This is a genomic window from Ruegeria sp. YTSC004 (genome assembly GCF_059609805.1).
In genome coordinates this window covers 473,546-496,864 of record NZ_JBXWMJ010000002.1, presented here as the reverse complement: position 1 = coordinate 496,864, position 23,319 = coordinate 473,546, and the positions used below count along the sequence as shown (strand labels likewise).

Genomic DNA, 23,319 nt, shown 5'->3' with positions numbered 1-23,319 from the left:
GGTATTCCCATGTCCCAGATCGAACAAGCCGTTGCCCTACACTATACCACCGGAGCCTTGACTGACCGCGTTCGCGCGGCGCTTGAGGCCAGTGGGATTGACCCGGACGCGGCCACTGTGGCCGATCTGAAGGCGGGGGATGAGTTCCACACCGGCGGCGTTCTGGCGACAGACAACCTGTTTGCGCAATTGTCACCGACCCACGCGACCCGTGTGCTGGATGTTGGCTGCGGCATCGGTGGGACGTCGCGGTACATCGTGGATCGTTATGACTCAACGGTGACCGGGGTCGACCTGACACCGGAGTTTGTCGAAACGGCCACGGCTTTGAGTCAGATTGTCGGTCATTCCGAAAAGACGAGTTTTCTGGTGGGCAGCGCACTGGACATGCCTGTGCCGGATGCAGGCTTCGATCTTGCTGTCATGATGCATGTCGGGATGAACATCGAAAACAAGGCTGGCCTTTTCACGGAAGTGTCGCGCGCGCTGGCCTGGGATGGGACCTTTGCCCTGTTTGATGTGATGGGTGGGGAAGTTGCCGAGCCACTGGCCTATCCTTTGCCATGGTCGATTGTCGCCGAGACATCTTTTGTTGATGCGCCAGAGGTTTACAAAGACGCCGCCGCAGCGGCGGGCTTCGAATTGGTCACCGAGACGGACCGGACCGACTTCGCGCTGAGCTTTTTCGAAGAGGTGTTTGCGCGCATCGCCGAAAGCGGCCCGCCGCCCTTGGGCATCCACCTGATGATGGGCGAGACGGCGCCTGAAAAGTTTCAAAACTACGTCACGAACCTCAAGGCCGGGCGCATTCGTCCGACCGAAATGATATTCAAGAAAACCGGCTGAGCCGGGAAGGGAGAAGCCATGGCCGATCTGACAACAAACTTTCTGGGCATTTCCAGCCCCAATCCTTACTGGCTCGCCTCGGCGCCGCCGACAGACAAGGAATACAATGTGCGCCGCGCATTCGAGGCCGGGTGGGGCGGTGTCGTCTGGAAAACGCTCGGGTCCGAGGGGCCGCCGGTCGTAAACGTGAACGGGCCGCGCTACGGCGCGATCTATGGCGCGGATCGCCGCCTGTTGGGTCTCAACAACATCGAACTGATCACCGACCGCCCGCTTGAGGTGAACCTTGAAGAAATGGCCCGGGTTAAGGCGGACTATCCAGATCGCGCGCTGATCGCGTCGATCATGGTGCCCTGCGAGGAAGAGGCCTGGAAAGCAATCCTGCCGCGTGTCGAAGAAACCGGCGCGGACGGGATCGAGCTGAACTTTGGCTGCCCGCACGGGATGAGCGAGCGTGGCATGGGCGCAGCCGTAGGGCAGGTGCCGGAATATATCGAGATGGTCACCCGCTGGTGCAAGAAATACTATGACCGGCCCGTGATCGTGAAGCTGACGCCAAACATCACTGATGTTCGCAAGCCTGCCGAGGCGGCGAAAAACGGTGGCGCGGATGCGGTGTCACTGATCAACACGATCAATTCGATCACCAGCGTTGATTTGGACACGTTCAGCCCGGAACCATCGATTAATGGCAAGGGCAGCCACGGTGGGTATTGTGGCCCGGCGGTCAAGCCAATTGCCCTGTCGATGGTATCCGAGATCGCCCGCGCCGAAGCCACCCATGGCTTGCCGATTTCCGGCATTGGCGGCGTGACCACATGGCGCGATGCGGCAGAGTTCATGTCTCTGGGCTGTGGAAACGTCCAGGTGTGTACTGCAGCTATGACTTACGGCTTTAAGATCATCGACGAACTGACTGCAGGTCTGTCCAAGTGGATGGACGAAAAAGGGTACACAAACGTGTCCGAGTTTGTCGGTCGTGCCGTTCCGAACGTGACTGACTGGCAGTATCTGAACCTAAACTACGTGGCCAAGGCCAAGATCGATCAGGACCAGTGCATCAAATGCGGTCGCTGCTATGCCGCGTGCGAAGACACCAGCCACCAGGCGATTTCCATGTCCGATGATCGGGTATTCGAGGTCATGGATGACGAATGCGTCGCCTGTAACTTGTGCGTAGACGTGTGCCCAGTGGATGGATGTATCTCAATGGTGCCAATGGCCGCGGGCGAGGTTGATCCGCGTACAGGGCAGGAAGTTCAGCCGGAATATGCGAATTGGACGACCCATCCAAACAACCCGATGGCCAAAGCTGCCGAGTAATTTGGTTGCTAAAAACAAGAAGGGGCCCCAAAGCGTGGGCCCCTTACTAATTGTGCTGTTGACCACGTGGATGGCGGTTATTGCCCCAACTGAACAGTGTCTCCAAAGACCCGCAGCTTCATCTCGTTTCGCTAGATCAGGTAGGTCGACAAGATCGGCGCATAGCTGAGCAGTATTAACACAGCGGCCACTGCAATCAGGAACGGCCAAAGCGATTTCAGAATTGCTCCGGGGGTCGTGCCGCTCATGGATGAGGTGATATAGAGGCCGATCCCGACGGGTGGCGTAAGCAGGCCAAGAACAAGGTTCAGGCATACAACAACTCCGAACTGGTAGGGGCTGATGTCGTAGGATCCAGTGGCAATCGGTAACAAAATAGGGGTGATCAGGATGATGGCGGCGATCCCGTCGATCACCATCCCTACCAACAGCAGGGCGGCATTTACGATCAGCAGAAACATGAACGGGTTGGATGTGATGGATGTGATCAACCCGGCGAGCTGCTGCGGTATTTCCTCGTAGATGATGACCCAGCCAAATACGCTGGCCGCGGCGATCATGAACAGGATCATCGACGCATTTGCGGCTGTTCGTTTGAACATCTCGCCCAGATTCTGCGGCTTCAGATCTCCGTAAATCAGCCACCCGACCAGAAATGCGATTAGCGAAGCGATGGCGGCGGATTCCGTTGGCGTTGCAATGCCAAACAAAATGCCGCCGATGATCGAAACCGGGATCAGCATGGCGGGCAGGGCGGCGATCAGGGCTTGTACGGCATCTTTGCGGGACATCCAGACTCCCTTGGGGAATTGCTGAACACATCCAATTAACGTGATTACCAGTGCAAAAGCTCCGGCCAAAAGCAATCCGGGAATGATCCCGGCTATGAACATGTCGCCGATTGGTATCTGTGCCAGAACGCCGAAAATAACAAACATCATCGACGGCGGGATGACCGGCGCCAACAGGCCACCGGCGGCTGTTGTGGCAGCGGCGAAGCCCTTGCTGTATCCTTCTTCTTCCATCGCGGGGACCATGGCGCGCGACATAACGGCGATCTGCGCAGTGGCCGAGCCGATGATGGCGGCCATGAACATATTCGCCAGCAGGTTGATATAGGCCAGCCCACCCCGAAACCCGCCCACGAAAACGCGCGCCAAGGCGACCAGGCGGCGTGTCATGCCGCCTTCATTCATCAATTCTCCGGTCAGCATGAAGAGCGGGATAGCCAGCAGGCCGTAGTTTTCCAGCCCGCCAAACATCTTCTGGGCGAAACTGTCATAAAGAACCGTGTTCCCACTTTCCCAGATGTACCAGATCGCGGTGATCGCCAGTACGATGGCGACGGGGACCGACAAAAGCAGGGTCGCCAGAAAGACAATAGGACTCATGCCCGCAACCCTCGTTCAGGTCGCGCTACAAGATGCATTGTTGAATGCAGCGTGGCCCCCAAGGCAAATAGCCACATCACGAACCAAAACAGGAATTTTGGCAGCCCGAGTGTCGAGGTCGGCTCAGCATAAATGAAGTTGAACGTGTTGCCCTGAAAAGCCATTGCGTCGAACCCAGTGCGGGCGATGTCCAAAGGCAGAAACCAGCGCCAGCAGACCCACAGCATCGCGATTGCAAAAATGAAGACAACGACATCGACCGCTTTTTGGATGATTGCCCGGGCTTGAGGCGGAACCAGATCCACAAGGATCGTGATCGAGACCGAATTGCGGTGATGTAACGCCGCGGATGCGCCAAGGAATGTCATCCACACCATGGCATAGATTGCCAGTTCATCCACCCAGAACAAGGCGTTACCCGCAGTGCGCGTCACGACATTCAACAAGATCAATAGGGTGACGCAAACGGCCAGTGCTGCAGCACACCATAACTCAACCCACGCCCACGCTGCAGACAGCCGGTATAACATCGCCGATCCCCTATGGAAAAGGGCGCAGGATTGACCTGCGCCCTTTCCTTGAAACGTTCAACTTTATTTGGTTTCTGCCGCAGTCTCCCGCAGCGCGTCAAGGGACGAGGTTTTTTCAGACCAGATGCCGTTCCACTCCTCAATAGCGTCGCCAAAGAATGAGGCATCGACTTTCTTGTAGGCCTTGCCGGTTCCCTCGATCTGTTCCAGCCACTTCGCTTCGTTGGCAACGTAGGCGTCGATGGTGCTGTCGACGTGTTTTGCCATCAATTCACCGATCATTGCGCGGTCTTCTTCGGACAGTCCCGCCCAGACTTTGGCCGAGACCAGCCCGACCATCGGGAACATCATGTGGTCGGATTGAACGATCGTGTCGGCGTGATCGTAGTATTTTAGCACCCAGATCAGTTCAGCATCCATATCAATGGCATCGACCTGCCCATTGGCCAGCGCGTCATAGACCGCAGGCAGCGGCATCGGCGTCGGGGCAGCTCCGACCGCGTTGTAGAAATCGAGGATAGGCGTGAACGGCGTGATCCGCAGTTTCAGGCCCGACAGATCCTCTGCCGAAGACACATCGCCCCGGCTGACGATCTGGCGCAGCCCGGCCATACCGTAACCTAGGCCTACAACGCCAACCTGACCAGGCAGGGGTTCCAGCATCGATTTTGCGGCATCCGAACGCAGGATGCGCCCCGCGTGGCCGATATCATCCGCGAGATACGGCGCATAAAACGCACCCAGCTCAGGTGCGCGGTTCGACACTTCGGCCACGGTCATGAATGCCATGTCCAGCGCGCCGGTTTGCAATTGTTGCAGCATCTCTGCCTCGTTGCCCAACTGACGGGCAGGGAATACAGATACGGTATGGGCACCACCGCTGGCTTCGTTCAGCTCGGCCCCAAAGGACTCGGCCGCCTTGGTCCAGATATGCGGAGGTGGCGTGATCAGGCCCAGACGGAATTCATCTGCATGGGCAGCTAGCGATGTCACAGCAAGCGCTGCAGCCGAAGCGGCGATCTTAGCAAAATGTTTCATGTTCTTCCCTGTTGTTTGTTCATCTCAGAGTGTGACCCAGCCCTCTGGCGGCTCTTTTCCCGGATGCACGGTCTGGCAGTTCGGGCATGTTCTGTCTTCTTCTGATGAATAGAATTTTTCGTAGACCGGCGGCAAGTCCTTGACGATAGACTGCAATTGCATCTCGGCCCGATGAACGCGGGTGCCGCATTCAAAGCAATACCATTCGATCGCGTCCAGCTCGCCTGTTTGCCGTTTGGGTTCGATCACCAATCCGATTGAGCCTTCCTGCGGTCTTTGTGGTGAATGGCGCACATGCGGCGGCAGCAAGAAGATCTCACCTTCGCGGATCGGAACGTCATAGAATTCCTCTCCGTCATACAGCTTCAGCACCATGTCGCCTTCCAGCTGATAGAAGAACTCTTCGACAGGGTCGTCGTGGTAATCTGTCCGTTTGTTCGGCCCGCCAACAACGGTGACCATCAGGTCTGCGTCCTCCCAGACCTGTTGATTGCCGACCGGCGGTTTCAGCAGGTGACGGTGTTCGTCGATCCATTTCTGAAAGTTGAATGCACTTAACTTCGACATGTCCCACTCCCTGTTAGTAGAAGTTTGGCCGGTTTTTTCATAACCGCAAAGAAATTATCCGCATCTAGATATCCGATTTGCTTATATCGATGTGGCTATGGCTTCAGGCCGCTTTCCGCGAACCCTTTGCGGATGATCTCTTTTTCCGCCTCGGTCAGTTCCAGCATTGGGGGTCGCACACGCCCTCCGACCTGTCCCAGCAGCTCTTGCCAGTATTTTCCAAAAGCGGTGGGTTTGCCTGCAGGTTTGGTTCGCTTCATCGCGTCCCGAACCGGGTTCAGGCTGTCAAACACCTTGCGCGCCTCATCTGCTTTGCCGGCAAACGCCAGCCGCGTGTATTCGTTCATGCGCTGATCGTTCTTGGACTGGATCTGATAGGGCGGGGACGAGCATAGGTACAATTTCCAATCAAGCTCCAGAATATTGTCCAACCATTCATGTTCGGCCGAGGTTGAGACATGGATTTTGTCTCCAACCATATGGGTCAGTTTCACATACATCTCACGTGGGACTGAGTATTTGATCGCCACGATATTGGGCAGCTCTGCAATTCGCGCGCACTCCTCGGGCTGCATCAGGTAGCCGCTGTCAGGGTGGCTCCACATCGCGATCCCGATGTCCAGTTCATCGCAGAACCGTTTGTAGTACTGGTAGAGAACTTCGCCACGATCCTGAACGAAGCTCAGGACAGGCGCGTGCAGAACTATGTAATCAGCTCCGCAATCCTGCGCATGACGGGCCAGTTCCAGCGCGGTGTCCATGTTCTGGTCCGAGACCGAGACGATCACACCGGCCTTGCCCGCGCATTCATCGACCGCAATTTCAAAGTTGCGCTTGCGCTCATCAAGGCTCATCGAAAAAAACTCGCCCTGTTTCCCCGCAACGAACAGGCCCTGAATATCCAGATCGTCGATCCAGTGACGAATGTTTGACCTCAGGCCTGCCTCATTCAGTGACAAATCATCGTTGAACGGGTTCAGGGCCGCCGCCCAGATACCGGTCATGTGCGCGCGCGCATAGGCTTTTGCATCGTGTTTAGAGTAATTCATATCAGGCGGACCTTCTGGTTATGCTGCTATGAAAGCCCGATCATCTCTTCTGATCCAATGCGAAAGCTGGGAATTGGATATCAGAAATTAGAATATCCATAGAATATCAATTTAGGAATCTTTGGCTCTGGGTTAAGTTTGCCGCATGAAGATTGGATTGATTGGAAAAGGCGCGATCGCGCAGCATGTCTTGGATGCGATTCAGGCGCGAGGGCATCAGGTTCATGCGGTTCTGGTTCGCGCAAGCAGCGTTTCGCAGGATCCGGATTTATTTGTGAGCTCTGTAAAAGATCTCACTTCCAGAGCAGATCTGGTGATCGACTGCGCGGGCCATCACGCGTTGGCGGAGTACGGTCCTCAGGTTTTGTCCCGTGGAATTGATATGGTCACCGTATCCATCGGCGCATTGGCAGACCGGCAGGTCGCGGATGCACTGGAGTCCTCTGCTCGCGGCGGGGGGGGCAAGCTGCACCTGGCCAGTGGCGCCATCGGTGCGCTGGATTGTCTTGGTGCGGCTGCGACCGGCAAGTTGGACAAGGTTATCTATGTCGGGCGCAAGCCACCGCAGGGCTGGAAAGGTTCAATCGCTGAGGACAAGTTAGACCTCGCAAATCTCACCAAGCCGGAAACGCATTTCAATGGCACCGCTCGTGAGGCCGCGTTGAATTATCCCAAAAATGCAAACGTGGCGGCGGCAGTCGCTTTGGCTGGGCTAGGGTTCGACGACACGCAGGTTCAACTGATTGCGGACCCTTCAGCCAACGGCAACACTCACGAGATCGAGGCCCAAGGCGAATTCGGGCGGTTTCATTTCCAGATCAGCGGCAAGTCCCTGCCGGACAATCCACGCAGCTCGGCCTTGGCCGCGATGAGTGTGGTGGCAAAGCTCGAGCAGCTTCTGGACCCAATTGTGATCTGACCATGGTGGGACGTCACTCACGCATCGTCGATCGCGCCCTGACCCGGCTGAAACTGCGCCAACTGCGCCTGCTGGTTGCTGTGGGTGCGCATGGCAACATCCAGAACGCAGCACGCGAGCTGGGTATTTCTCAACCCGCAGCAACCAAGATGATTCAGGATCTGGAACTGGATTTTGAGGTCAAGCTGTTTAGCCGGACCAATCGGGGTGTGATTCCGACCGTGTTCGGAGAAACTTTGATACGTCACGGCAAGCTAATCTTTGCCCAGGTCTCGAACGCTGCGCAGGAACTGGATGACCTGAACGAAGGCAATGCAGGCCGCGTGGTGGTGGGCACTTTGTTGGCGGCCTCAACCAGCCTGCTGCCGGCCGCCATTGAAATCCTTTTGGCTGACCGCCCGAATGTGGCGATCAAGATCAACGAGGGCACGAACGAAGTCCTAATGCCGAGGTTGCTTTCGGGCGAAATCGACATGGTAGTCGGGCGGCTTCCCTCTCATAGGCACCGTGACAAGATCAGGCAGGAAAAGCTGTTTGAAGACCGCATTTTGGCGATTGTCGGCAATCAGCATCCTCTTGCGGGTCGCCCGGATGTTTCCTTCGCTCAGACCAAACCCTTTGGCTGGATCGTCCCGCCGCTGGAAACCACATTGCGGCGTCAGCTGGATCATTTCTTTGTTGGCCAGCAGCAATACGTTCCGCCCGTGACGATCGAATCCGTGTCCTACCTGACCAATCGCGCTTTGCTGCAGTCGCGCGATCTGATCGGGCTTATGCCGGCCGAGGTCGTGTCGCAGGACATCGCCCACGGCTACCTGTCGCCGCTGGACTGGGATGTCACATTTGGGCAGGGGCCGATTGGTGTCTCATTCCGGGCGGATGATGATCTTTCCCCCGCTGGTCGTGCATTTAAGGCAGCGCTGCATCAGGCGGTGAAACAAAAGTGAGGTCAGGTATTCGTCAAATTGATATCAGTATTCACCCAATTCACTTGAAGTAATGCCAGTCATTGCGTGATTTGAAATGGTCAAAGTCGGAGGCACCGGTTTCATGTATCCTGAGCTTAAGCTGTTTATTGCAGGCAAATGGCGCACAGCCAAACGGGACATACCGGTCGTGAATCCAGCGACCGAGGGCGAAATCGGGCGTCTTCCCTGCGCGTCAAAGCAGGATCTGGATGACGCCCTGGATGCGGCCGTCAAAGGTTTCCGACTATGGAGCCGCACCTCGCCGCGCGACCGTTCTGACACGATCTTGCGAGCCGCCGCGCTGATGCGTGAGCGTCAGGAAGAAATTGCCCAGGCCATCACTCTGGAACATGGCAAACCACTGAAACAGGCCCGTCTCGAAGTGATCCGAGGGGCCGAGTTCTTTGAATGGGACGCGGGCGAGGCGATGCGGACCTATGGGCGGGTCATCCCTGCGGCTCCGGGACACAAGTTTTCCGTTCATCACCAGCCTATCGGTGTCGTCGCGGCCTTTTCACCCTGGAACTTCCCGATGAGCCAACCAGCACGAAAAATTGCCGGAGCACTGGCTTCGGGCTGCTCGATCATACTGAAGGCGGCAGAAGAAACACCCGCCGGGGCAATACATATTGCAAAAGCCTTTGAAGATGCCGGTCTTCCTGCGGGCGTCCTGAACCTGGTGTTCGGAGAGCCGGAAGAAATCTCAGACCACCTCATCCCGCAGGATCCTGTAAGGCTTGTGGCTTTCACCGGCTCAACCGCTGTAGGGCGGCATCTGACTACCTTGGCCTCAGAACATATGACTTCGGTGCTGATGGAACTTGGTGGCCACGCGCCAGTAATTGTCTGCGAAGACACAGATGTGAAAGTGGCCGGGACCTCAAGCGCAGTTCGAAAAATGCGCAATGCCGGGCAGGTGTGCACATCGCCCACAAGGTTCTTTGTGCATGAAAGCATCTTTGAAGATTACGCCAAAGCTTTTGTTGAACGCGCTGCAGCAACTGTTGTCGGAAACGGAATGGACCAAAATGTGGAAATGGGGCCTCTGGCAAATGACCGGCGGGCGCCTGCACTGACCGAATTGGTGGAAGACGCCCGTGAAAAGGGTGCGACGGTTGCCACGGGTGGCGCCAAACATGGCGACAAAGGATATTTTTTTCAGCCCACCGTCCTGCTGAACGTGCCCGACAACGCCCGGATCATGCAGGAGGAACCTTTTGGTCCGGTGGCTGTGATCAATCCAGTGTCCTCACTGGATGACGCAATCGGCAAGGCAAACTCAGTGCCCTATGGGCTGGCCGGTTATGCATTTACAAATCGCGCAGACTATATTGATCGATTGATTGATGAGGTTGAGGTTGGTAACCTGTCGATCAACACGCTGGAGGCTTCCATGCCCGAAACCCCCTTTGGTGGGGTGAAATCCAGCGGTTATGGTCGCGAAGGCGGCACCGAGGGGCTGGACAACTACATGGTTGTCAAGAATGTGTGGCATTCCGCCAATATTACCTGAGAATAGGGACCGCCGAAAAAAGCGGTTCTTCTATGGCGTAAGAAGTTTCCGATACAGCGTGTCGATAAACGGTTCGGCCCCCTCAAAGGGATCTTCGTCACCCAGAATGGCACGGACCTGAACGTCGAAGTCGGCGTAATGCTGTGTCAGCGCCCAGATTGAAAAAATCAGGTGATGGGGGTGCAGGCGCGCGATTTTGCCCTGATCCATCCACTGTGTGAGTATTGCCGTCTTCTCATCCACCAGAGATTTTAGGTCGTGCGACAGAGATTCGTGGATGCGCGGAGCGCCTTGAACCAGCTCGTTTGCAAATAAGCGGCTTTCGCGCGGCAGATCTCGGCTCATTTCCAGCTTGCGGCGGATATAGGCGAGGATTTCTTCCATCGGATCGCCATCCGCGTCCAGATCATGCAGTGGGGCAAGCCAGACCTCCAGCAGGCCTGACAGCAGGGCTGTGTGGATCGCCTCTTTCGACGGGAAATAATACAACAGGTTCGGCTTGCTCAGCCCGGCCTCGGTGGCGATTTGATCGACGGTCGCCCCACGGAAACCATGCGCCGAAAACACGTTCAGCGCGGCCTCGAGAATCGCGGCGCGGTTCTTTTTCTGAATTCGGGTCGGGGCGCGGTCTTTGGGCATGTTTCCTGACTGTCTCTTTTTCCGCCAAGCGGGCACCAAATATGCCGAATTTTCCGGCGGCACCATGCAATTTCTTGACTGATGTCGAACCCGTGATAGCGTGAGTTTGACCAGATGGTCAAATCAAGACACCAAAAGCGAGCCAAATCGCAAGCAACAGGGAAGAACAAGATGGCAGCTCCGGCGCAAAACCTCAGGATCAATGGCGACAGACTTTGGGACAGCCTGATGGAAATGGCCAAGATCGGCCCCGGTGTTGCGGGCGGCAACAACCGCCAGACCCTGACGGATGAAGACGCAGAAGGGCGCGCTTTGTTCCAGAGTTGGTGCGAGGATGCTGGCTGCATCATGGGGTTGGACCAGATGGGCAACATGTTTGCTCGCCGTGAAGGAAGCGACCCCGAGGCGCTGCCCGTCTATGTCGGCTCGCACCTGGATACGCAGCCAACCGGTGGCAAGTATGATGGTGTTCTCGGGGTGCTTGGTGGGCTGGAGATCATTCGTACGCTCAACGATCTGGGGATCAAGACGAAGCATCCAATCATCGCGACCAATTGGACCAATGAAGAGGGCACTCGGTACGCACCGGCAATGCTGTCTTCGGGCGTGTTTGCAGGAATGCACACGCAGGACTGGGCCTATGACCGTGAAGATGCCGAGGGCAAGAAGTTCGGGGATGAATTGCAGCGTATTGGTTGGCGGGGCGACGAGGAAGTCGGTGCTCGGAAGATGCATGCCTTCTTTGAGTTGCATATCGAACAAGGCCCAATCCTTGAAGCCGAGGACAAGGATATCGGTGTTGTGACACACGGGCAGGGCCTGAGCTGGACCCAAGTCACCGTGACCGGCAAGGACGCTCATACCGGCTCGACTCCGATGCCAATGCGCAAGAACGCTGGGCTGGCGATGGCGCGCATTCTAGAGAAGGTAGACGAGATAGCGTGGTCCCACGCACCTCACGCTGTTGGCGCAGCTGGACACATCGATGTTTATCCAAACTCTCGTAACGTGATCCCCGGCAAGGCTGTGTTCACGGTCGATTTCCGTTCGCCCGAGCTGGATGTCATTACTGATATGGAAAACCGTCTGCGCGTGGCAGCTGAGGACATTGTCGATGAGATGGGCCTGCAGATCGAATTTGAAAAGGTTGGCGGGTTTGATCCGGTGAAATTTGACGATGGCTGCGTTGCAGCGGTTCGCGATGCGGCAGAGCGGCTGGGATACTCGCATACCGATATCATCTCGGGAGCAGGGCATGATGCCTGCTGGATCAACCGCGTGGCGCCGACTGCGATGGTCATGTGCCCGTGCGTTGACGGATTGAGTCACAACGAAGCCGAAGAGATCAGCAAGGAATGGGCCGCGGCAGGTGCGGATGTCTTGCTTCACGCCGTCGTCGAAACTGCAGAAATCGTTGAATAAAAGGGAATCGGCCTGACCGCCGGGTTCTCACATCAAAACAACATGAGGCGCAAAGCGCCCGCAGGGAGAAAAACATGTCTACTGTGATCAAGAACGGGACCGTCGTTACCGCCGATCTGTCCTACAAAGCAGATGTCAAAGTCGAGGACGGTGTTATCACTGAAATCGGTCTGGGTTTGAAGGGCGACAAGGAACTGGACGCCACGGGCTGCTACGTCATGCCCGGCGGGATCGATCCGCATACACATCTTGAGATGCCCTTCATGGGCACTTATTCCAGTGACGATTTCGAAAGTGGAACGCGGGCCGCTTTGGCGGGCGGCACCACGATGGTCGTCGATTTCGCACTGCCCAACCCGGGCGAAAGCCTGTTGGACGCGCTGAAGCGATGGGACAACAAATCCACCCGTGCAAACTGTGACTATTCCTTCCACATGGCCGTGACATGGTGGGGGGAGCAGGTGTTCGATGACATCAAGACGGTGATCGAGACGCGGGGGATCAACACGTTTAAGCACTTCATGGCCTACAAGGGCGCGTTGATGGTGAATGACGATGAGTTGTTCGCCTCGTTCAAGCGCCTGTCCGAACTGGGCGGTATAGCGATGGTGCATGCCGAGAATGGCGATGTGGTGGCTGAACTCAGCGCTAAGCTGCTGGCCGAGGGGAACAACGGCCCCGAGGCGCATGCCTATTCCCGCCCGCCGCAGGTTGAAGGTGAGGCGACCAACCGTGCGATCATGATCGCCGATATGGCGGGCGTGCCGCTTTATGTGGTGCATACGTCCTGCGAGGATGCGCATGAAGCGATCCGCCGGGCCAAAATGCAGGGCAAGCGCGTTTGGGGCGAACCTTTGATCCAGCACCTGACATTGGATGAAAGCGAGTACTTCCATCAAGATTGGGATCACGCCGCACGGAGGGTCATGAGCCCTCCGTTCCGGAATAAGCAGCACCAGGACAGCCTGTGGAACGGTCTACACTCGGGCACGCTGAGCGTTGTAGCGACAGACCATTGCGCCTTTACGACCGAGCAAAAGCGGTACGGTGTTGGCGACTTTACCAAAATCCCGAACGGCACGGGCGGATTGGAAGACCGGATGCCTATGCTGTGGACCTATGGGGTGAATACAGGCCGTCTGACGATGAATGAATTCGTCGCGGTGACGTCAACAAACATCGCCAAGATAATGAACTGCTATCCCAAAAAGGGCGCGATCCTTGTTGGGGCAGATGCGGATATCGTTGTGTGGGACCCTAAGAAATCAAAGACGATCAGCGCGGACACCCAGCAATCCTCGATTGATTACAACGTGTTTGAGGGGAAAGAGGTCAAAGGCCTGCCGCGCTTTACCCTGACGAGGGGGCATGTGGCTGTGCATGACGGCGAGATTCGCACGCAGGAAGGTCACGGTGATTTTGTCGCACGCGAACCTAATGGCCATGTGAACAAGGCGTTGAGCACCTGGAAAGAGCTGACCGCGCCTCGACCGATCGAGCGGTCGGGCATCCCCGCGACGGGCGTATGACGCGTGTGGGTCGCCTTTGTGGCGGCCCAAAATCAAATCTTTTCAAGGCTATGGAATGAATACTGAAAGCACTACCCAGCCTGTGATCGAGGCAAGGCAGCTGGATCTGACCTTCCAAACCAATGACGGACCGATTCACGCGTTGAAAGACGTCAACCTGACTGTCGGCAAGGGCGAATTCGTCAGTTTTATTGGCCCCTCGGGCTGCGGCAAAACTACCTTTTTGCGCTGTATCGCGGCATTGGAAACCCCAACGGGTGGAACCCTGACTGTCAATGGCATGACCCCGGACGAAGCGCGGCGGGACCGGGCTTATGGGTACGTGTTTCAGGCGGCGGGTCTGTATCCTTGGCGCACAATCGCTAAGAACATCAAGCTACCACTTGAGATCATGGGGTATTCGGCCGCTGAGCAAGATGAACGTGTGAGAAACGTTCTGGAACTAGTTGATCTTGAAGGATTTGGAGGCAAGTTTCCCTGGCAGTTGTCCGGAGGAATGCAGCAGCGGGCCAGTATCGCGCGCGCCTTGGCGTTTGACGCCGATATCCTGCTAATGGACGAACCCTTTGGGGCGCTGGATGAGATCGTGCGTGATCATCTGAATGAACAGCTTCTGGCGCTGTGGGCGCGGACGGAAAAGACCATCGGTTTCGTCACGCACTCAATCCCCGAGGCGGTCTATCTCAGCACCAAGATCGTCGTGATGAGCCCGCGCCCGGGTCGGATTACGGATGTGATCGACAGCCCTCTGCCGAAAGAGCGGCCGTTGGATATTCGCGACACGCCTGAGTTCATAGAAGTCGCTCATCGCGTGCGTGAGGGCCTGCGGGCGGGGCATACAGATGACTAGTGCAGGGATCAGAGCTGTCTGGGCTGTCCTTACTGTCGTGGGCGTTATTATCCTGTTCTGGTATGCCGCCAGCGTGCCAATGAACATCAAGGGTGTTCTGACGGAATTTGAACGCGCAGGGGAGGCGGTTGATCCGCCCAAGGCGGTTGATCGGCGCGACATGAGCGAGTTTGAGCTGGTATTCGACAATCCTTACGCCATCGATGAGACTTGGGACCAAGACCGACCACGCTTGCCCGCACCGCATCAGGTGGCTGAAGAGTTGTGGGAAACGACAGTCGAGAAGAAAATCACCTCGAAAAGATCATTGATCTATCATGCCTGGGTTACACTCAGTGCCACTATGCTGGGCTTTGCGATTGGCACGGGGTTGGGCATTCTGCTGGCCGTGGGGATTGTGCATAGCCGCGTGATGGACCTGTCTGTCATGCCCTGGGCCATCGTCAGCCAAACCATTCCCATCATCGCTCTGGCACCGATGATCATCGTGGTGCTGTATTCGATCGGCATTCAGGGGATCATCCCCAAAGCAATTATCTCGGCCTATCTGAGCTTTTTTCCTGTCGTTGTCGGTATGGTGAAGGGGCTGCGCAGTCCCGATGCAATGCAACTTGACCTGCTGCGCACCTATAATGCCAGCCGGTCTCAGGGGTTTTGGAAACTGCGTTTGCCGGCCTCGATGCCGTATCTGTTTACCTCATTGAAGATCGGTATCGCAGCGTCGCTGGTCGGGGCCATTGTGGGTGAGTTGCCGACGGGTGCCGTCGCCGGACTAGGCGCGCGGTTGCTGGCAGGCAGCTACTACGGCCAGACGGTTCAAATCTGGTCAGCCTTGTTTGCAGCGGCCATTCTGGCGGCCTGTCTGGTCGGGTTGCTTGGGGTTCTTGAACGCTCGGTGCTAAAGCGGATGGGGATGTCGCAATGATCCTGGTTTTCTTTGCAATCTTCCTGTGGCTTTTTGGGTGGTGGTTGAACAGCCGTCTCGCCAGCGGACCTCAGGCTGACAGCCGCGCAGTTCGGTTTTTGGCCCCGATGATTTTCGGTCTGACCATCATCGCTATGTGGGAGCTGGTGGTCCGGGGGCTCGACGTTCCCTTGGTCATTCTGCCAGCGCCGTCCGTCATTGCGGTGCGATTTGCCGACAGCCTTTCGATCCTTTGGGCCGACTTTGTGCAGACCATCATCAAGGGGGCGCTCAGCGGCTATCTGATAGGCTGTGGCGCTGCATTCCTGATGGCAATCGCTGTGGATCGCTGGGAATTCCTGCGACTTGGGTTGCTGCCCGTTGGGAACTTTGTCGCAGCGCTGCCAATTGTCGGGACCGCGCCCATTCTTGTGATGTGGTTCGGATTCGACTGGCATTCCAAGGCCGCCGTCGTTGTGGTGATGGTGTTCTTTCCCATGTTGGTCAACACAGTGGCCGGGTTGCGCGAGGCCACGGCCATGCAGCGTGACCTGATGGAGACCTATGCGGCGACGTATTGGCAGAGCTTCCTCAAGCTAAGGTTACCTGCCGCGATGCCCTTTATCTTCAACGGCTTAAAGATTTCTACCACCCTGGCATTGATCGGCGCTATCGTGGCAGAGTTCTTTGGCTCGCCCACGCTAGGCATGGGCTTTCGGATATCCACCAGCGTGGGGCAATTGTCGCTGGATATGGTCTGGGCCGAGATTGTGGTGGCCGCTTTGGCCGGGACCGCATTTTATGGTCTTGTCGCAATGATCGAAAAGGCGGTGACCTTCTGGCACCCGTCGCAACGTGGATAAAACGATAATTCAACAGACCCCAAAAGGGGCACCAACAGCAACTAGGAGATATGAAGATGAATAAGCTACTCAGCGGGGCGATAGCCGCCTTTAGTCTGGCCGCCAGTTCGGCTTTCGCTGCGGATGAGGTGACATTGCAACTGAAGTGGGTCACGCAGGCTCAGTTCGCGGGCTACTATGTTGCCAAGGACAAGGGGTTCTACGAGGAAGAGGGGCTGGACGTCACTATTTTGCCTGGTGGACCAGACATTGCACCGACGCAGGTGATCGCAGGTGGCGGCGCTGACGTGACCGTCGAATGGATGCCCGCCGCGCTGGCTGCACGCGAAAAGGGTTTGCCTCTGGTCAATATCGCGCAGCCATTCAAAAGCTCGGGTATGATGCTGACTTGCTGGAAAGATGCCGGGATCGCGGCACCCGAAGACCTTAAGAACCGCACGCTGGGCGTTTGGTTCTTTGGCAACGAATTCCCGTTCATGAGCTGGATGAGCCAACTGGGCATCGACACGGGTGGCAAAAGCGAAAGCGGTGTCGAGGTTCTGAAGCAAGGCTTCAACGTCGATCCGTTGCTGCAGCGTCAGGCCGATTGCATCAGCACCATGACCTACAACGAATACTGGCAAGTCATCGATTCCGGCGTCAACCCGGATGAGCTGGTGACCTTCAAATACGAAGATCAGGGCGTCGCGACATTGGAGGACGGCCTGTATGTTCTGGAAGAGAACCTTGGGGATGCGGCGTTTGTCGACAAGATGGAACGCTTCGTTCGCGCCTCGATGAAGGGTTGGAAATACGCCGAAGAACACCCGGATGAGGCAGCCGATATCGTGCTGGAAAACGATGAGACCGGCGCCCAGACCGAAGAGCACCAGAAACGCATGATGGGCGAGATCGCGAAGCTGACCTCAGGTTCGAACGGTTCGCTGGACCCTGCCGATTTTGAGCGCACCGTTGCCACGCTGCTGGCGGGCGGTTCCGATCCTGTGATCACCAAGCAGCCAGACGGCGCTTGGACGCACCAGATCACGGATGCGGCTCTGAACTGATCCGCTTCGCACTGACTGAAAAGGCGCGGTCCCAATCGGGGCCGCGTTTCCTGTTTCTTATGTCGGAAATGTGTCTGTACTTGAGATCGAAATGGCGTAGAATTCTATGAATAACAGCGCATTTCATACGAAACTGGCGATAGTCCGAATAAAATGCAGGGATTTGCAGCGGAATTCAATACGGCGTTCACTCTGATCCTGAATGGGGATCCAGAGCTTTGGGCGATTGTGCTGCTTTCCCTGAAAGTTTCCATTTTTGCCGTCCTGATTTCTGCACTTATTGGCATGCCTGTTGGCGCTGCGCTGGCTGTTGTACGCTTTCCGGGGCGGCGGGTTTTGATCATTCTTATGAACGCGCTGATGGGGTTCCCGCCGGTTGTCGTAGGCCTGCTGGTTTATCTGATGTTGTCGCGATCCGGGCCTTTGGGCGTCCTTGAACTGCTCTACACACCGACCGCGATGATCATCGCGCAGGTTGTTTTGGTGACGCCCATCGTCGCTGCGTTGACGCGGCAGGTGGTCGAGATGCTGGCCGAGGAATACTCGGAACAGCTCCGATCCTTGGGCGTGTCGCGGCTGGCGTCTGTGCCAGTACTTCTGTGGGATGCGCGGTTGGCGCTGGTCACGGCGTTGCTGGCCGGATTTGGTCGCGCCATTGCCGAAGTTGGGGCGGTCATAATCGTTGGCGGCAACATCAACCACGTGACACGGGTGATGACGACGACCATCGCGTTGGAAACGTCCAAGGGAAATCTTGCGCTGGCCCTGGCGCTCGGCGCGATCCTGATCGGTATTGCCATAGCGGTGAACGCCATGGTCAGCACGCTCAGCCTGCGGGCTGAGAGAGAGGGGTTGCGCCATGCGTGATCTGGTCTCGGAAATGGCGCGGCGCATCACCGTTAATGGATTGCAGATTGCGCGTAATGGCACCGCATTGCTGGACGTTCCGCACCTGACATTGAGCGGGCCGGGGCCGACCTTAATCCTTGGACCGAACGGCGCGGGCAAAAGCCTGTTGCTGCGGTGCCTGCATGGGCTGATTGCGCCGGACAAAGGGTACGTGGAGCAAGATGGAGTTCCTTTGAATGCTGATCACAAGGCCCGGCAGGCGATGGTGTTTCAGCAACCCGTCTTGCTGCGCCGGTCCGTTGCAGCCAATCTGGATTTTGTCCTGAAACGGCAGGGCCTGCAGCGCGTTGCTCGCAAGACGCGTATTGCTGATTTGCTGGCCCAAGGCGGGCTGGAAGGCAAAGCCCGGCAATCGGCCAGATCGCTGTCGGGAGGTGAGGCGCAGCGGCTGGCCATCCTGCGCGCGCTGGCGCTGGACCCGGATACCTTGTTTCTAGACGAACCGACCAGCGCGCTGGACCCCAGCGCCACTCAGGTGATTGAACGCATGATCCTGCGGGCATCAGAAGGGGGGGTGCGCATTGTCATGGTGACCCATGACATCGGTCAGGCGCGCCGGCTGGCATCGGATGTCGTCATGATGCAGGGCGGTCATGTGGTTGAACATGGCGATGCGCGTCAGGTATTGGACGATCCCAAAAGTGATGCCTCGCGCAGGTATCTTGCAGGCGGATTGGTGACATAACAAAAAATCTGGAGTTTAGAATGATCCGGAATTTCATTCGGGCAGCATTGGTTTCACTTGGCTTGTTTTCAGGTCCGGCCATGGCCGAAGAACCATTTATCGTGGTGCAATCAACGACCTCGACCCAAAATTCGGGACTGTTGGATTACGTCCTTCCATGGTTCGAGGCGGAAACCGGGATCGACGTGCGCGTTGTTGCTGTGGGCACCGGGCAGGCGATCCGTAACGCAATCAATGGGGATGGTGACGTTCTGTTGGTCCATGCAAAGGCGGACGAAGAGCAGTTTGTCGAAGACGGCTGGGGCGTTGAACGATTTGACGTGATGTATAATGACTTCGTTCTTGTCGGTCCGAAATCAGACCCGGCCAAGGTGAAGGGCGGATCGGATATCGTGGCCGCTTTGACCGCGGTATCTGAGGCCGAAGTTCCCTTTGCGTCACGCGGGGACGACAGCGGAACGCATAAGGCCGAAATGCGCCACTGGAACGACGCCGAAGTAGATCCAGCTGCGGAATCGGGTACGTGGTACAGGGAAACCGGTTCAGGCATGGGCGCGACGTTGAACGTGGCCAGTGGCATGGATGCTTATACCCTGACGGATCGTGCGACGTGGGAATCCTTCGGCAACCGTGGAAACCTTGAGCTGCTGGTCGAAGGTGATCCGCGCTTGTTCAACCAATACGGCGTCATTCTGGTGAACCCTGAAAAACATGCGGGGGTACGGGCGGCGGCTGGCCAACGGTTCATCGACTGGTTGATCGGGCCGGACGGGCAGGCAGCCATCGAGGCCTTTGAGTTGAATGGTCAGCAGCTGTTTTTTCCGAACGCGAAATAAGAGATCACCCGCTGGCGCCATTATGGTGGATCGTTCCCAGACCGGACAGGTCGTAACCACCAAACTCATTGGCGCGGGTCAGGAACCGCTCGGACTGCACAAAGCTGAGCAACTTCAGCATCGGGTCATCAAAATAGGCCCGACGCCAAATCGCCAGGTCCAGGCGTTCGGTATGCGTGGGAACAAATCCCAGATCGTACAGCCCAGCCAATGCGCCTAGTCCGAACCCGACCTCGGCCTTGTTGTCATGCAGGGCAATGGCCAACTCTTCTTCTGTGCGGGCGCAGGTGGGCAGGGTTTCCAGATCGTTGCGGGTTATTTCGTGGGCCTCAAGCTGTGCGTCGAACAACCGTTGGCTGGCCGCGCTGTCCTGACGCAGGATGACACGTCGGCCTTTTAGCTGCGCAAAACCCTGAATATCCGACGTGCCCGGTGCCAGCAGCAACCCACGCTGCCGCTGCGCGATTTCGAACAGAACGACCGGGGCCTCACCCAAAGCGTCTTTCAGGGTCTGGGTGTTGAACCCGCCATCCTCATGAATGTGCAGCGCTGCCGCCTGCGCGTTGCGGTCTTTCAGACGGGTCAGCCCGTCGAACGAGCCATCATAATAGGTCGCCAGCCCCGAACCACTTTCGCGCAGCGCCCAGTCCAGCAGCGGATCGTGACTGCCAGCGACAATCGGGGGAAGGGGCGGTTCGGCCACTTCCGGGCCGGATCGCGAGGCGTTCAGCCATGCAATCACCTCGGCCCGCGGGAACAGCAGTTTGCCCATGGCACGCACGCAAGGCACCTCACCCGATGAGGCCAGGTCATAGGCCTTCCGTTCGCCAATGCGCAGCAGATCGGCCAGTTCCTTGGTGGTCAGATATTCGGACATTCAGTCGAGACGCACAGCCGAGCTGGTGCCGGCATCCGCAGCACTGAAACCGATCTGTTGCAGCGTATAAGGCGCGGCGACAGTAATCACCGCCATTACGGCGACAGCAGCTAGAAAGGCTTTCATAGGTCTCCTCCGGCTCAGTTTTCTGGCGCCGTGGCGCGGCGTAGAAAGGCGATAAGATCGTCCCTGTCCCTAGGTTCGGTGATCCGTTGCATCGGCATCTTCGACCCCGGAATGTAATGGTCCGGCCCTTCGTCAAACAGAGCGTTTATCGTTTCTTCATTCCAAATGATATCAGAGTCTTGCAGCGTGTCCGAATAAAAATATCCCGTAAGCGTGCCGGCCTTGCGCCCGAACACACCATGTAGCGTTGGACCTGCGCGGCGCTGACCAATTGGGGTCAGGCTATGGCAGATCGAACATTTGCGGGCAAACTGGCGTTCTCCGTTTTCCATTTCCTCAGGGTTTTTGAGAAAGCTGGGTTCTGTCGCGGCCATCTGTTCCTGATCGCTAAGCGCGGCTACCGGCCAGCTATACATGGCCTCGTCAATGCCGCCGGCATGCAGGTTCTGTCCATCAGGCGAAAAGGCCAGCGCCCAGACCGGACCGCGTAGGGTGGCCCTGAAGTCCTGCGCGATGCGCCATTCGACCGTGTCGATTACCATGATATAGCCTTCGCCATCTCCGACAGCCAGCATGCTGCGATCCGGGCTGAGCGCTAGGGCAAGGATCGGTCGGCGTTCCAAGGTGAAATCACGCTCATCACCGGTTGTCAGGTCAAGGATGCGGGTAACACCGTCGACTGCGCCATAAGCAATCCAGTTGTCCTGCTCGTTCAGCACCAGTTCGTTGATACCAAAGCCATGTTCCACGAACCGATTGGTTTCCTGCCCGCTGGCGACGTCCCATATGCGCAATGACCCGTCGATGCCTGCGGAATAGAGCTGGGAACCATCGGTCGAGAATTCGACGGCGTTTATGCCACTGCCAGTGGGACCCAGGATCGACGATGCCGAACCGTCAACCGGCCATAGGCCGATTGTTCCGTCCCAACTGGCCGTTGCAACGTGAGTTTTGGATGCGGCCACGCCCACGATCTTGCCTTTGTGCTGACCTACAACCTGACCTCCGGGCCACCGGCGAAGAGTGAAGTCATCTCCTGCCGAATAGATCGCGGTGCCGTTGAAAACGACGGAATTGACAGCCGCTTCGTGGCCTTCCAGCCATTTTGGGGACTGATCCGTCCACACACCGACCGAATTGTCAAAACTGGCGGTAGCAATCCGGCCGTCTGGTGCTGTGGCGATCCCCATGATGGGTCCGCCGTGACCCTTGAGCGTAAAGAACTCGGCCATTGCGGGCAGGGGCATCAACGCCAGAGCCAGAACCAACTTGCGCATTTATTCTGCGGGCGAGGCCGCCCCTTCGCTGGCCTCTTTTGCCTGCACCTCTTCCAGCCACAACGAGTGATGCTCGCGCGCCCATTGCTCTTCCACCTCTCCGGTTCCCATAGCGTCAAACGCGCCCTCCATACCGACTGATCCCAAATAGATGTGGGCCAGTATGATCGCGATGAACGCATAGGCGACCATGACATGCCAGATCTGGGCGTATTGCATCTCTTCCTGCGGGGACATCTGCACGGGCAGGTTCAGCCCAAGCATCTGCGGAATACCGGTCGAATTCGCGATCGAGAAAGTCTTGGCAAACAGTGGCATTTCAAATGGGAACAGCAACGACAGACCGGACAGGCTGATCGAGACGCCCAGCAGAATGCAAAGCCAGAATATGATCTTTTGCCCGGCGTTAAATTTTTTGGCGGGTGGGTGGCTGCCTTTGGTGAATAACCCCCCACCGGCAGCGAGCCATTTCAGGTCGGTGCGGTTCGGGATGTTGTGAGAAATCCAGTTCACGGTCACGATAATCAGCCCCAGCATAAAGGCCCAAGCCAGGTTGTTGTGCAGCCATTTGCAGCCTTGAGCGATCGTCGCAAACCCCTCTTTGCCGAAAACGGGGATCAGGAAATCACGGCCATACAAGGTCAGCAGGCCGGTAATGCCCAGGATCAGGAAGGACCCGGCAAACAGCCAATGCCCAAACCGCTCAATCCCGTTGAAACGCAGAATCTTCCGCCCGGTCTTTTCACCATCAATCCTGATCTTTCCGCGGATCAGGAAAAACAGCAGCAACAGTACAAGCATACCGCCGATGATGTAAGATCCGTATTCACGCAAAGGGCCGGTGCGGAAGTTCAGCCACCACATGCCGCCGTCCTGGATCAGTACAGTCGCGGCCGGTCCATGAGATGACACGGTCACATCCGCCAAACCGTAGCGAAGTGCGCGATAGACATCGCTGTCCGAGGTCACACCGCGCGTTCCAAGCTGTCCAAGCAAGCCTTCGGCATTGCCTTGGCCGGTGTTTTCGGACCGATAGCTGTTGTCGACCTTTTCACCACGCTGACGGGCCATGATATCTTGCAGAGTGGTTGCACCGCCTGTGGCGCTGCGGTCAGATTCTGCAGGAACTTCAGTGTTTTCCTGTGCCCAGGCAAAACTGGCAAGGAAAAGTGGTATCAGCAGCATTTGGATCAGGCGCATCTATCGAATCTC

Annotated in this window: 24 protein-coding genes; 14 read left to right on the top strand and 10 right to left on the bottom strand. The window is 57.0% G+C overall.

What is annotated here, in order from left to right; translation table 11 throughout:
• Positions 1-9 precede the first annotated feature (9 nt).
• Together AC2FFP_RS06130 and preA are read left to right on the top strand one after the other, a co-directional pair.
• The gene (locus tag AC2FFP_RS06130; protein ID WP_496880814.1) at positions 10-846 is read left to right on the top strand and encodes a methyltransferase domain-containing protein; all 837 of its coding nucleotides are present in this window, start codon (positions 10-12) and stop codon (positions 844-846) included.
• A gap of 18 nt (positions 847-864) precedes the next feature.
• Positions 865-2,169 carry an NAD-dependent dihydropyrimidine dehydrogenase subunit PreA gene (gene preA, locus AC2FFP_RS06125; RefSeq protein WP_496880813.1) on the top strand — a complete coding sequence of 435 codons (1,305 nt, stop codon included), beginning with the start codon at positions 865-867 and terminating at the stop codon, positions 2,167-2,169.
• A gap of 131 nt (positions 2,170-2,300) precedes the next feature.
• On the opposite strand, the gene AC2FFP_RS06120 is transcribed toward preA, so the two are convergent.
• The 5 genes from AC2FFP_RS06120 to AC2FFP_RS06100 form a co-directional block, all read right to left on the bottom strand.
• Positions 2,301-3,560: a TRAP transporter large permease gene (locus AC2FFP_RS06120; protein ID WP_496843979.1), complete on the bottom strand. Its 1,260-nt coding sequence runs from the start codon at positions 3,558-3,560 to the stop codon at positions 2,301-2,303.
• A complete protein-coding gene (locus AC2FFP_RS06115; protein WP_496738720.1) occupies positions 3,557-4,090 on the bottom strand; it encodes a TRAP transporter small permease in 534 nt (177 codons plus the stop codon). Before AC2FFP_RS06115 ends, AC2FFP_RS06120 begins: the two co-directional genes overlap by 4 nt.
• Before the next feature lie 63 nt (positions 4,091-4,153).
• Positions 4,154-5,128, bottom strand: coding sequence for a TRAP transporter substrate-binding protein (locus AC2FFP_RS06110; protein ID WP_496738719.1), 975 nt, complete (start codon positions 5,126-5,128; stop codon positions 4,154-4,156).
• A 24-nt stretch (positions 5,129-5,152) separates the two neighbouring features.
• Positions 5,153-5,695: a 3-hydroxyanthranilate 3,4-dioxygenase gene (locus AC2FFP_RS06105; RefSeq protein WP_058273852.1), complete on the bottom strand. Its 543-nt coding sequence runs from the start codon at positions 5,693-5,695 to the stop codon at positions 5,153-5,155.
• A 95-nt stretch (positions 5,696-5,790) separates the two neighbouring features.
• Positions 5,791-6,744, bottom strand: a complete 954-nt coding sequence (locus AC2FFP_RS06100) for a dihydrodipicolinate synthase family protein (protein ID WP_496766722.1) — start codon at positions 6,742-6,744, stop codon at positions 5,791-5,793.
• 145 nt (positions 6,745-6,889) lie between these two features.
• Here AC2FFP_RS06100 and AC2FFP_RS06095 point away from each other — a divergent pair, with 145 nt between their 5' ends.
• The 3 genes from AC2FFP_RS06095 to AC2FFP_RS06085 all read left to right on the top strand — a co-directional run bounded on the left by AC2FFP_RS06095 (position 6,890) and on the right by AC2FFP_RS06085 (position 10,144).
• Positions 6,890-7,663: an aspartate dehydrogenase gene (locus AC2FFP_RS06095; RefSeq protein WP_496880812.1), complete on the top strand. Its 774-nt coding sequence runs from the start codon at positions 6,890-6,892 to the stop codon at positions 7,661-7,663.
• 2 nt (positions 7,664-7,665) lie between these two features.
• Complete coding sequence (locus tag AC2FFP_RS06090) at positions 7,666-8,610, top strand: LysR substrate-binding domain-containing protein (RefSeq protein WP_496843977.1); 945 nt, start codon at positions 7,666-7,668, stop codon at positions 8,608-8,610.
• A 76-nt stretch (positions 8,611-8,686) separates the two neighbouring features.
• Positions 8,687-10,144: an NAD-dependent succinate-semialdehyde dehydrogenase gene (locus AC2FFP_RS06085; protein WP_496880811.1), complete on the top strand. Its 1,458-nt coding sequence runs from the start codon at positions 8,687-8,689 to the stop codon at positions 10,142-10,144.
• Positions 10,145-10,174: 30 nt separating this feature from the next.
• Here AC2FFP_RS06085 and AC2FFP_RS06080 read toward each other — a convergent pair whose 3' ends face one another.
• A complete protein-coding gene (locus tag AC2FFP_RS06080) occupies positions 10,175-10,783 on the bottom strand; it encodes a TetR family transcriptional regulator C-terminal domain-containing protein (RefSeq protein ID WP_496738714.1) in 609 nt (202 codons plus the stop codon).
• Between the two features lie 171 nt (positions 10,784-10,954).
• Between AC2FFP_RS06080 and AC2FFP_RS06075 the strand changes: the two genes are divergently transcribed.
• From AC2FFP_RS06075 to AC2FFP_RS06035, 9 genes are all read left to right on the top strand, one after another.
• Positions 10,955-12,205, top strand: a complete 1,251-nt coding sequence (locus AC2FFP_RS06075; protein ID WP_496766711.1) for a Zn-dependent hydrolase — start codon at positions 10,955-10,957, stop codon at positions 12,203-12,205.
• Between the two features lie 74 nt (positions 12,206-12,279).
• Complete coding sequence (gene hydA, locus AC2FFP_RS06070; RefSeq protein ID WP_496880810.1) at positions 12,280-13,734, top strand: dihydropyrimidinase; 1,455 nt, start codon at positions 12,280-12,282, stop codon at positions 13,732-13,734.
• A 55-nt stretch (positions 13,735-13,789) separates the two neighbouring features.
• Positions 13,790-14,584 carry an ABC transporter ATP-binding protein gene (locus tag AC2FFP_RS06065; protein WP_496766707.1) on the top strand — a complete coding sequence of 265 codons (795 nt, stop codon included), beginning with the start codon at positions 13,790-13,792 and terminating at the stop codon, positions 14,582-14,584.
• The gene (locus tag AC2FFP_RS06060) at positions 14,577-15,509 is read left to right on the top strand and encodes an ABC transporter permease (RefSeq protein ID WP_496766705.1); all 933 of its coding nucleotides are present in this window, start codon (positions 14,577-14,579) and stop codon (positions 15,507-15,509) included. The genes AC2FFP_RS06065 and AC2FFP_RS06060 overlap by 8 nt, the downstream gene beginning before the upstream one ends.
• On the top strand, positions 15,506-16,351 hold the full coding sequence (locus AC2FFP_RS06055; protein ID WP_496766702.1) for an ABC transporter permease: 846 nt from the start codon (positions 15,506-15,508) through the stop codon (positions 16,349-16,351). The genes AC2FFP_RS06060 and AC2FFP_RS06055 overlap by 4 nt, the downstream gene beginning before the upstream one ends.
• A gap of 56 nt (positions 16,352-16,407) precedes the next feature.
• On the top strand, positions 16,408-17,397 hold the full coding sequence (locus AC2FFP_RS06050; RefSeq protein WP_058274243.1) for an ABC transporter substrate-binding protein: 990 nt from the start codon (positions 16,408-16,410) through the stop codon (positions 17,395-17,397).
• Positions 17,398-17,550: 153 nt separating this feature from the next.
• Complete coding sequence (locus tag AC2FFP_RS06045) at positions 17,551-18,264, top strand: ABC transporter permease (RefSeq protein ID WP_496766699.1); 714 nt, start codon at positions 17,551-17,553, stop codon at positions 18,262-18,264.
• Positions 18,257-18,991 (top strand): ATP-binding cassette domain-containing protein, encoded by a 735-nt coding sequence (locus tag AC2FFP_RS06040; protein ID WP_496766697.1) that lies wholly within the window; start codon positions 18,257-18,259, stop codon positions 18,989-18,991. Before AC2FFP_RS06045 ends, AC2FFP_RS06040 begins: the two co-directional genes overlap by 8 nt.
• Positions 18,992-19,011: 20 nt before the next feature.
• Positions 19,012-19,827: an ABC transporter substrate-binding protein gene (locus tag AC2FFP_RS06035; RefSeq protein ID WP_496766695.1), complete on the top strand. Its 816-nt coding sequence runs from the start codon at positions 19,012-19,014 to the stop codon at positions 19,825-19,827.
• A gap of 4 nt (positions 19,828-19,831) precedes the next feature.
• Here AC2FFP_RS06035 and AC2FFP_RS06030 read toward each other — a convergent pair whose 3' ends face one another.
• From AC2FFP_RS06030 to AC2FFP_RS06015, 4 genes are read right to left on the bottom strand one after another with little or no spacing between them, the layout of a single operon-like run.
• Positions 19,832-20,704, bottom strand: coding sequence for a substrate-binding domain-containing protein (locus tag AC2FFP_RS06030; protein WP_496766693.1), 873 nt, complete (start codon positions 20,702-20,704; stop codon positions 19,832-19,834).
• Positions 20,705-20,830, bottom strand: a complete 126-nt coding sequence (locus AC2FFP_RS06025; protein ID WP_496722340.1) for a hypothetical protein — start codon at positions 20,828-20,830, stop codon at positions 20,705-20,707.
• Positions 20,831-20,844: 14 nt separating this feature from the next.
• Positions 20,845-22,107, bottom strand: coding sequence for a c-type cytochrome (locus AC2FFP_RS06020; RefSeq protein WP_496880809.1), 1,263 nt, complete (start codon positions 22,105-22,107; stop codon positions 20,845-20,847).
• Positions 22,108-23,307, bottom strand: coding sequence for a formate dehydrogenase subunit gamma (locus AC2FFP_RS06015; RefSeq protein WP_496766688.1), 1,200 nt, complete (start codon positions 23,305-23,307; stop codon positions 22,108-22,110).
• Between the last annotated feature and the right edge of the window lie 12 nt (positions 23,308-23,319).

What these genes read in the sequence shown, in the direction of transcription:
- AC2FFP_RS06025 (WP_496722340.1), bottom strand. Translation starts at nt 20,830, where the DNA reads ATGAAAGCCTTTCTAGCTGCTGTCGCCGTAATGGCGGTGATTACTGTC.
- AC2FFP_RS06050 (WP_058274243.1), top strand. Translation starts at nt 16,408, where the DNA reads ATGAATAAGCTACTCAGCGGGGCGATAGCCGCCTTTAGTCTGGCCGCC.
- AC2FFP_RS06065 (WP_496766707.1), top strand. Translation starts at nt 13,790, where the DNA reads ATGAATACTGAAAGCACTACCCAGCCTGTGATCGAGGCAAGGCAGCTG.
- AC2FFP_RS06055 (WP_496766702.1), top strand. Translation starts at nt 15,506, where the DNA reads ATGATCCTGGTTTTCTTTGCAATCTTCCTGTGGCTTTTTGGGTGGTGG.
- AC2FFP_RS06120 (WP_496843979.1), bottom strand. Translation starts at nt 3,560, where the DNA reads ATGAGTCCTATTGTCTTTCTGGCGACCCTGCTTTTGTCGGTCCCCGTC.
- AC2FFP_RS06040 (WP_496766697.1), top strand. Translation starts at nt 18,257, where the DNA reads ATGCGTGATCTGGTCTCGGAAATGGCGCGGCGCATCACCGTTAATGGA.
- AC2FFP_RS06130 (WP_496880814.1), top strand. Translation starts at nt 10, where the DNA reads ATGTCCCAGATCGAACAAGCCGTTGCCCTACACTATACCACCGGAGCC.
- AC2FFP_RS06110 (WP_496738719.1), bottom strand. Translation starts at nt 5,128, where the DNA reads ATGAAACATTTTGCTAAGATCGCCGCTTCGGCTGCAGCGCTTGCTGTG.
- AC2FFP_RS06035 (WP_496766695.1), top strand. Translation starts at nt 19,012, where the DNA reads ATGATCCGGAATTTCATTCGGGCAGCATTGGTTTCACTTGGCTTGTTT.
- AC2FFP_RS06085 (WP_496880811.1), top strand. Translation starts at nt 8,687, where the DNA reads ATGGTCAAAGTCGGAGGCACCGGTTTCATGTATCCTGAGCTTAAGCTG.
- AC2FFP_RS06030 (WP_496766693.1), bottom strand. Translation starts at nt 20,704, where the DNA reads ATGTCCGAATATCTGACCACCAAGGAACTGGCCGATCTGCTGCGCATT.
- AC2FFP_RS06080 (WP_496738714.1), bottom strand. Translation starts at nt 10,783, where the DNA reads ATGCCCAAAGACCGCGCCCCGACCCGAATTCAGAAAAAGAACCGCGCC.
- hydA (WP_496880810.1), top strand. Translation starts at nt 12,280, where the DNA reads ATGTCTACTGTGATCAAGAACGGGACCGTCGTTACCGCCGATCTGTCC.
- AC2FFP_RS06075 (WP_496766711.1), top strand. Translation starts at nt 10,955, where the DNA reads ATGGCAGCTCCGGCGCAAAACCTCAGGATCAATGGCGACAGACTTTGG.
- AC2FFP_RS06045 (WP_496766699.1), top strand. Translation starts at nt 17,551, where the DNA reads ATGCAGGGATTTGCAGCGGAATTCAATACGGCGTTCACTCTGATCCTG.
- AC2FFP_RS06020 (WP_496880809.1), bottom strand. Translation starts at nt 22,107, where the DNA reads ATGCGCAAGTTGGTTCTGGCTCTGGCGTTGATGCCCCTGCCCGCAATG.
- preA (WP_496880813.1), top strand. Translation starts at nt 865, where the DNA reads ATGGCCGATCTGACAACAAACTTTCTGGGCATTTCCAGCCCCAATCCT.
- AC2FFP_RS06060 (WP_496766705.1), top strand. Translation starts at nt 14,577, where the DNA reads ATGACTAGTGCAGGGATCAGAGCTGTCTGGGCTGTCCTTACTGTCGTG.
- AC2FFP_RS06090 (WP_496843977.1), top strand. Translation starts at nt 7,666, where the DNA reads ATGGTGGGACGTCACTCACGCATCGTCGATCGCGCCCTGACCCGGCTG.
- AC2FFP_RS06015 (WP_496766688.1), bottom strand. Translation starts at nt 23,307, where the DNA reads ATGCGCCTGATCCAAATGCTGCTGATACCACTTTTCCTTGCCAGTTTT.
- AC2FFP_RS06115 (WP_496738720.1), bottom strand. Translation starts at nt 4,090, where the DNA reads ATGTTATACCGGCTGTCTGCAGCGTGGGCGTGGGTTGAGTTATGGTGT.
- AC2FFP_RS06095 (WP_496880812.1), top strand. Translation starts at nt 6,890, where the DNA reads ATGAAGATTGGATTGATTGGAAAAGGCGCGATCGCGCAGCATGTCTTG.
- AC2FFP_RS06100 (WP_496766722.1), bottom strand. Translation starts at nt 6,744, where the DNA reads ATGAATTACTCTAAACACGATGCAAAAGCCTATGCGCGCGCGCACATG.
- AC2FFP_RS06105 (WP_058273852.1), bottom strand. Translation starts at nt 5,695, where the DNA reads ATGTCGAAGTTAAGTGCATTCAACTTTCAGAAATGGATCGACGAACAC.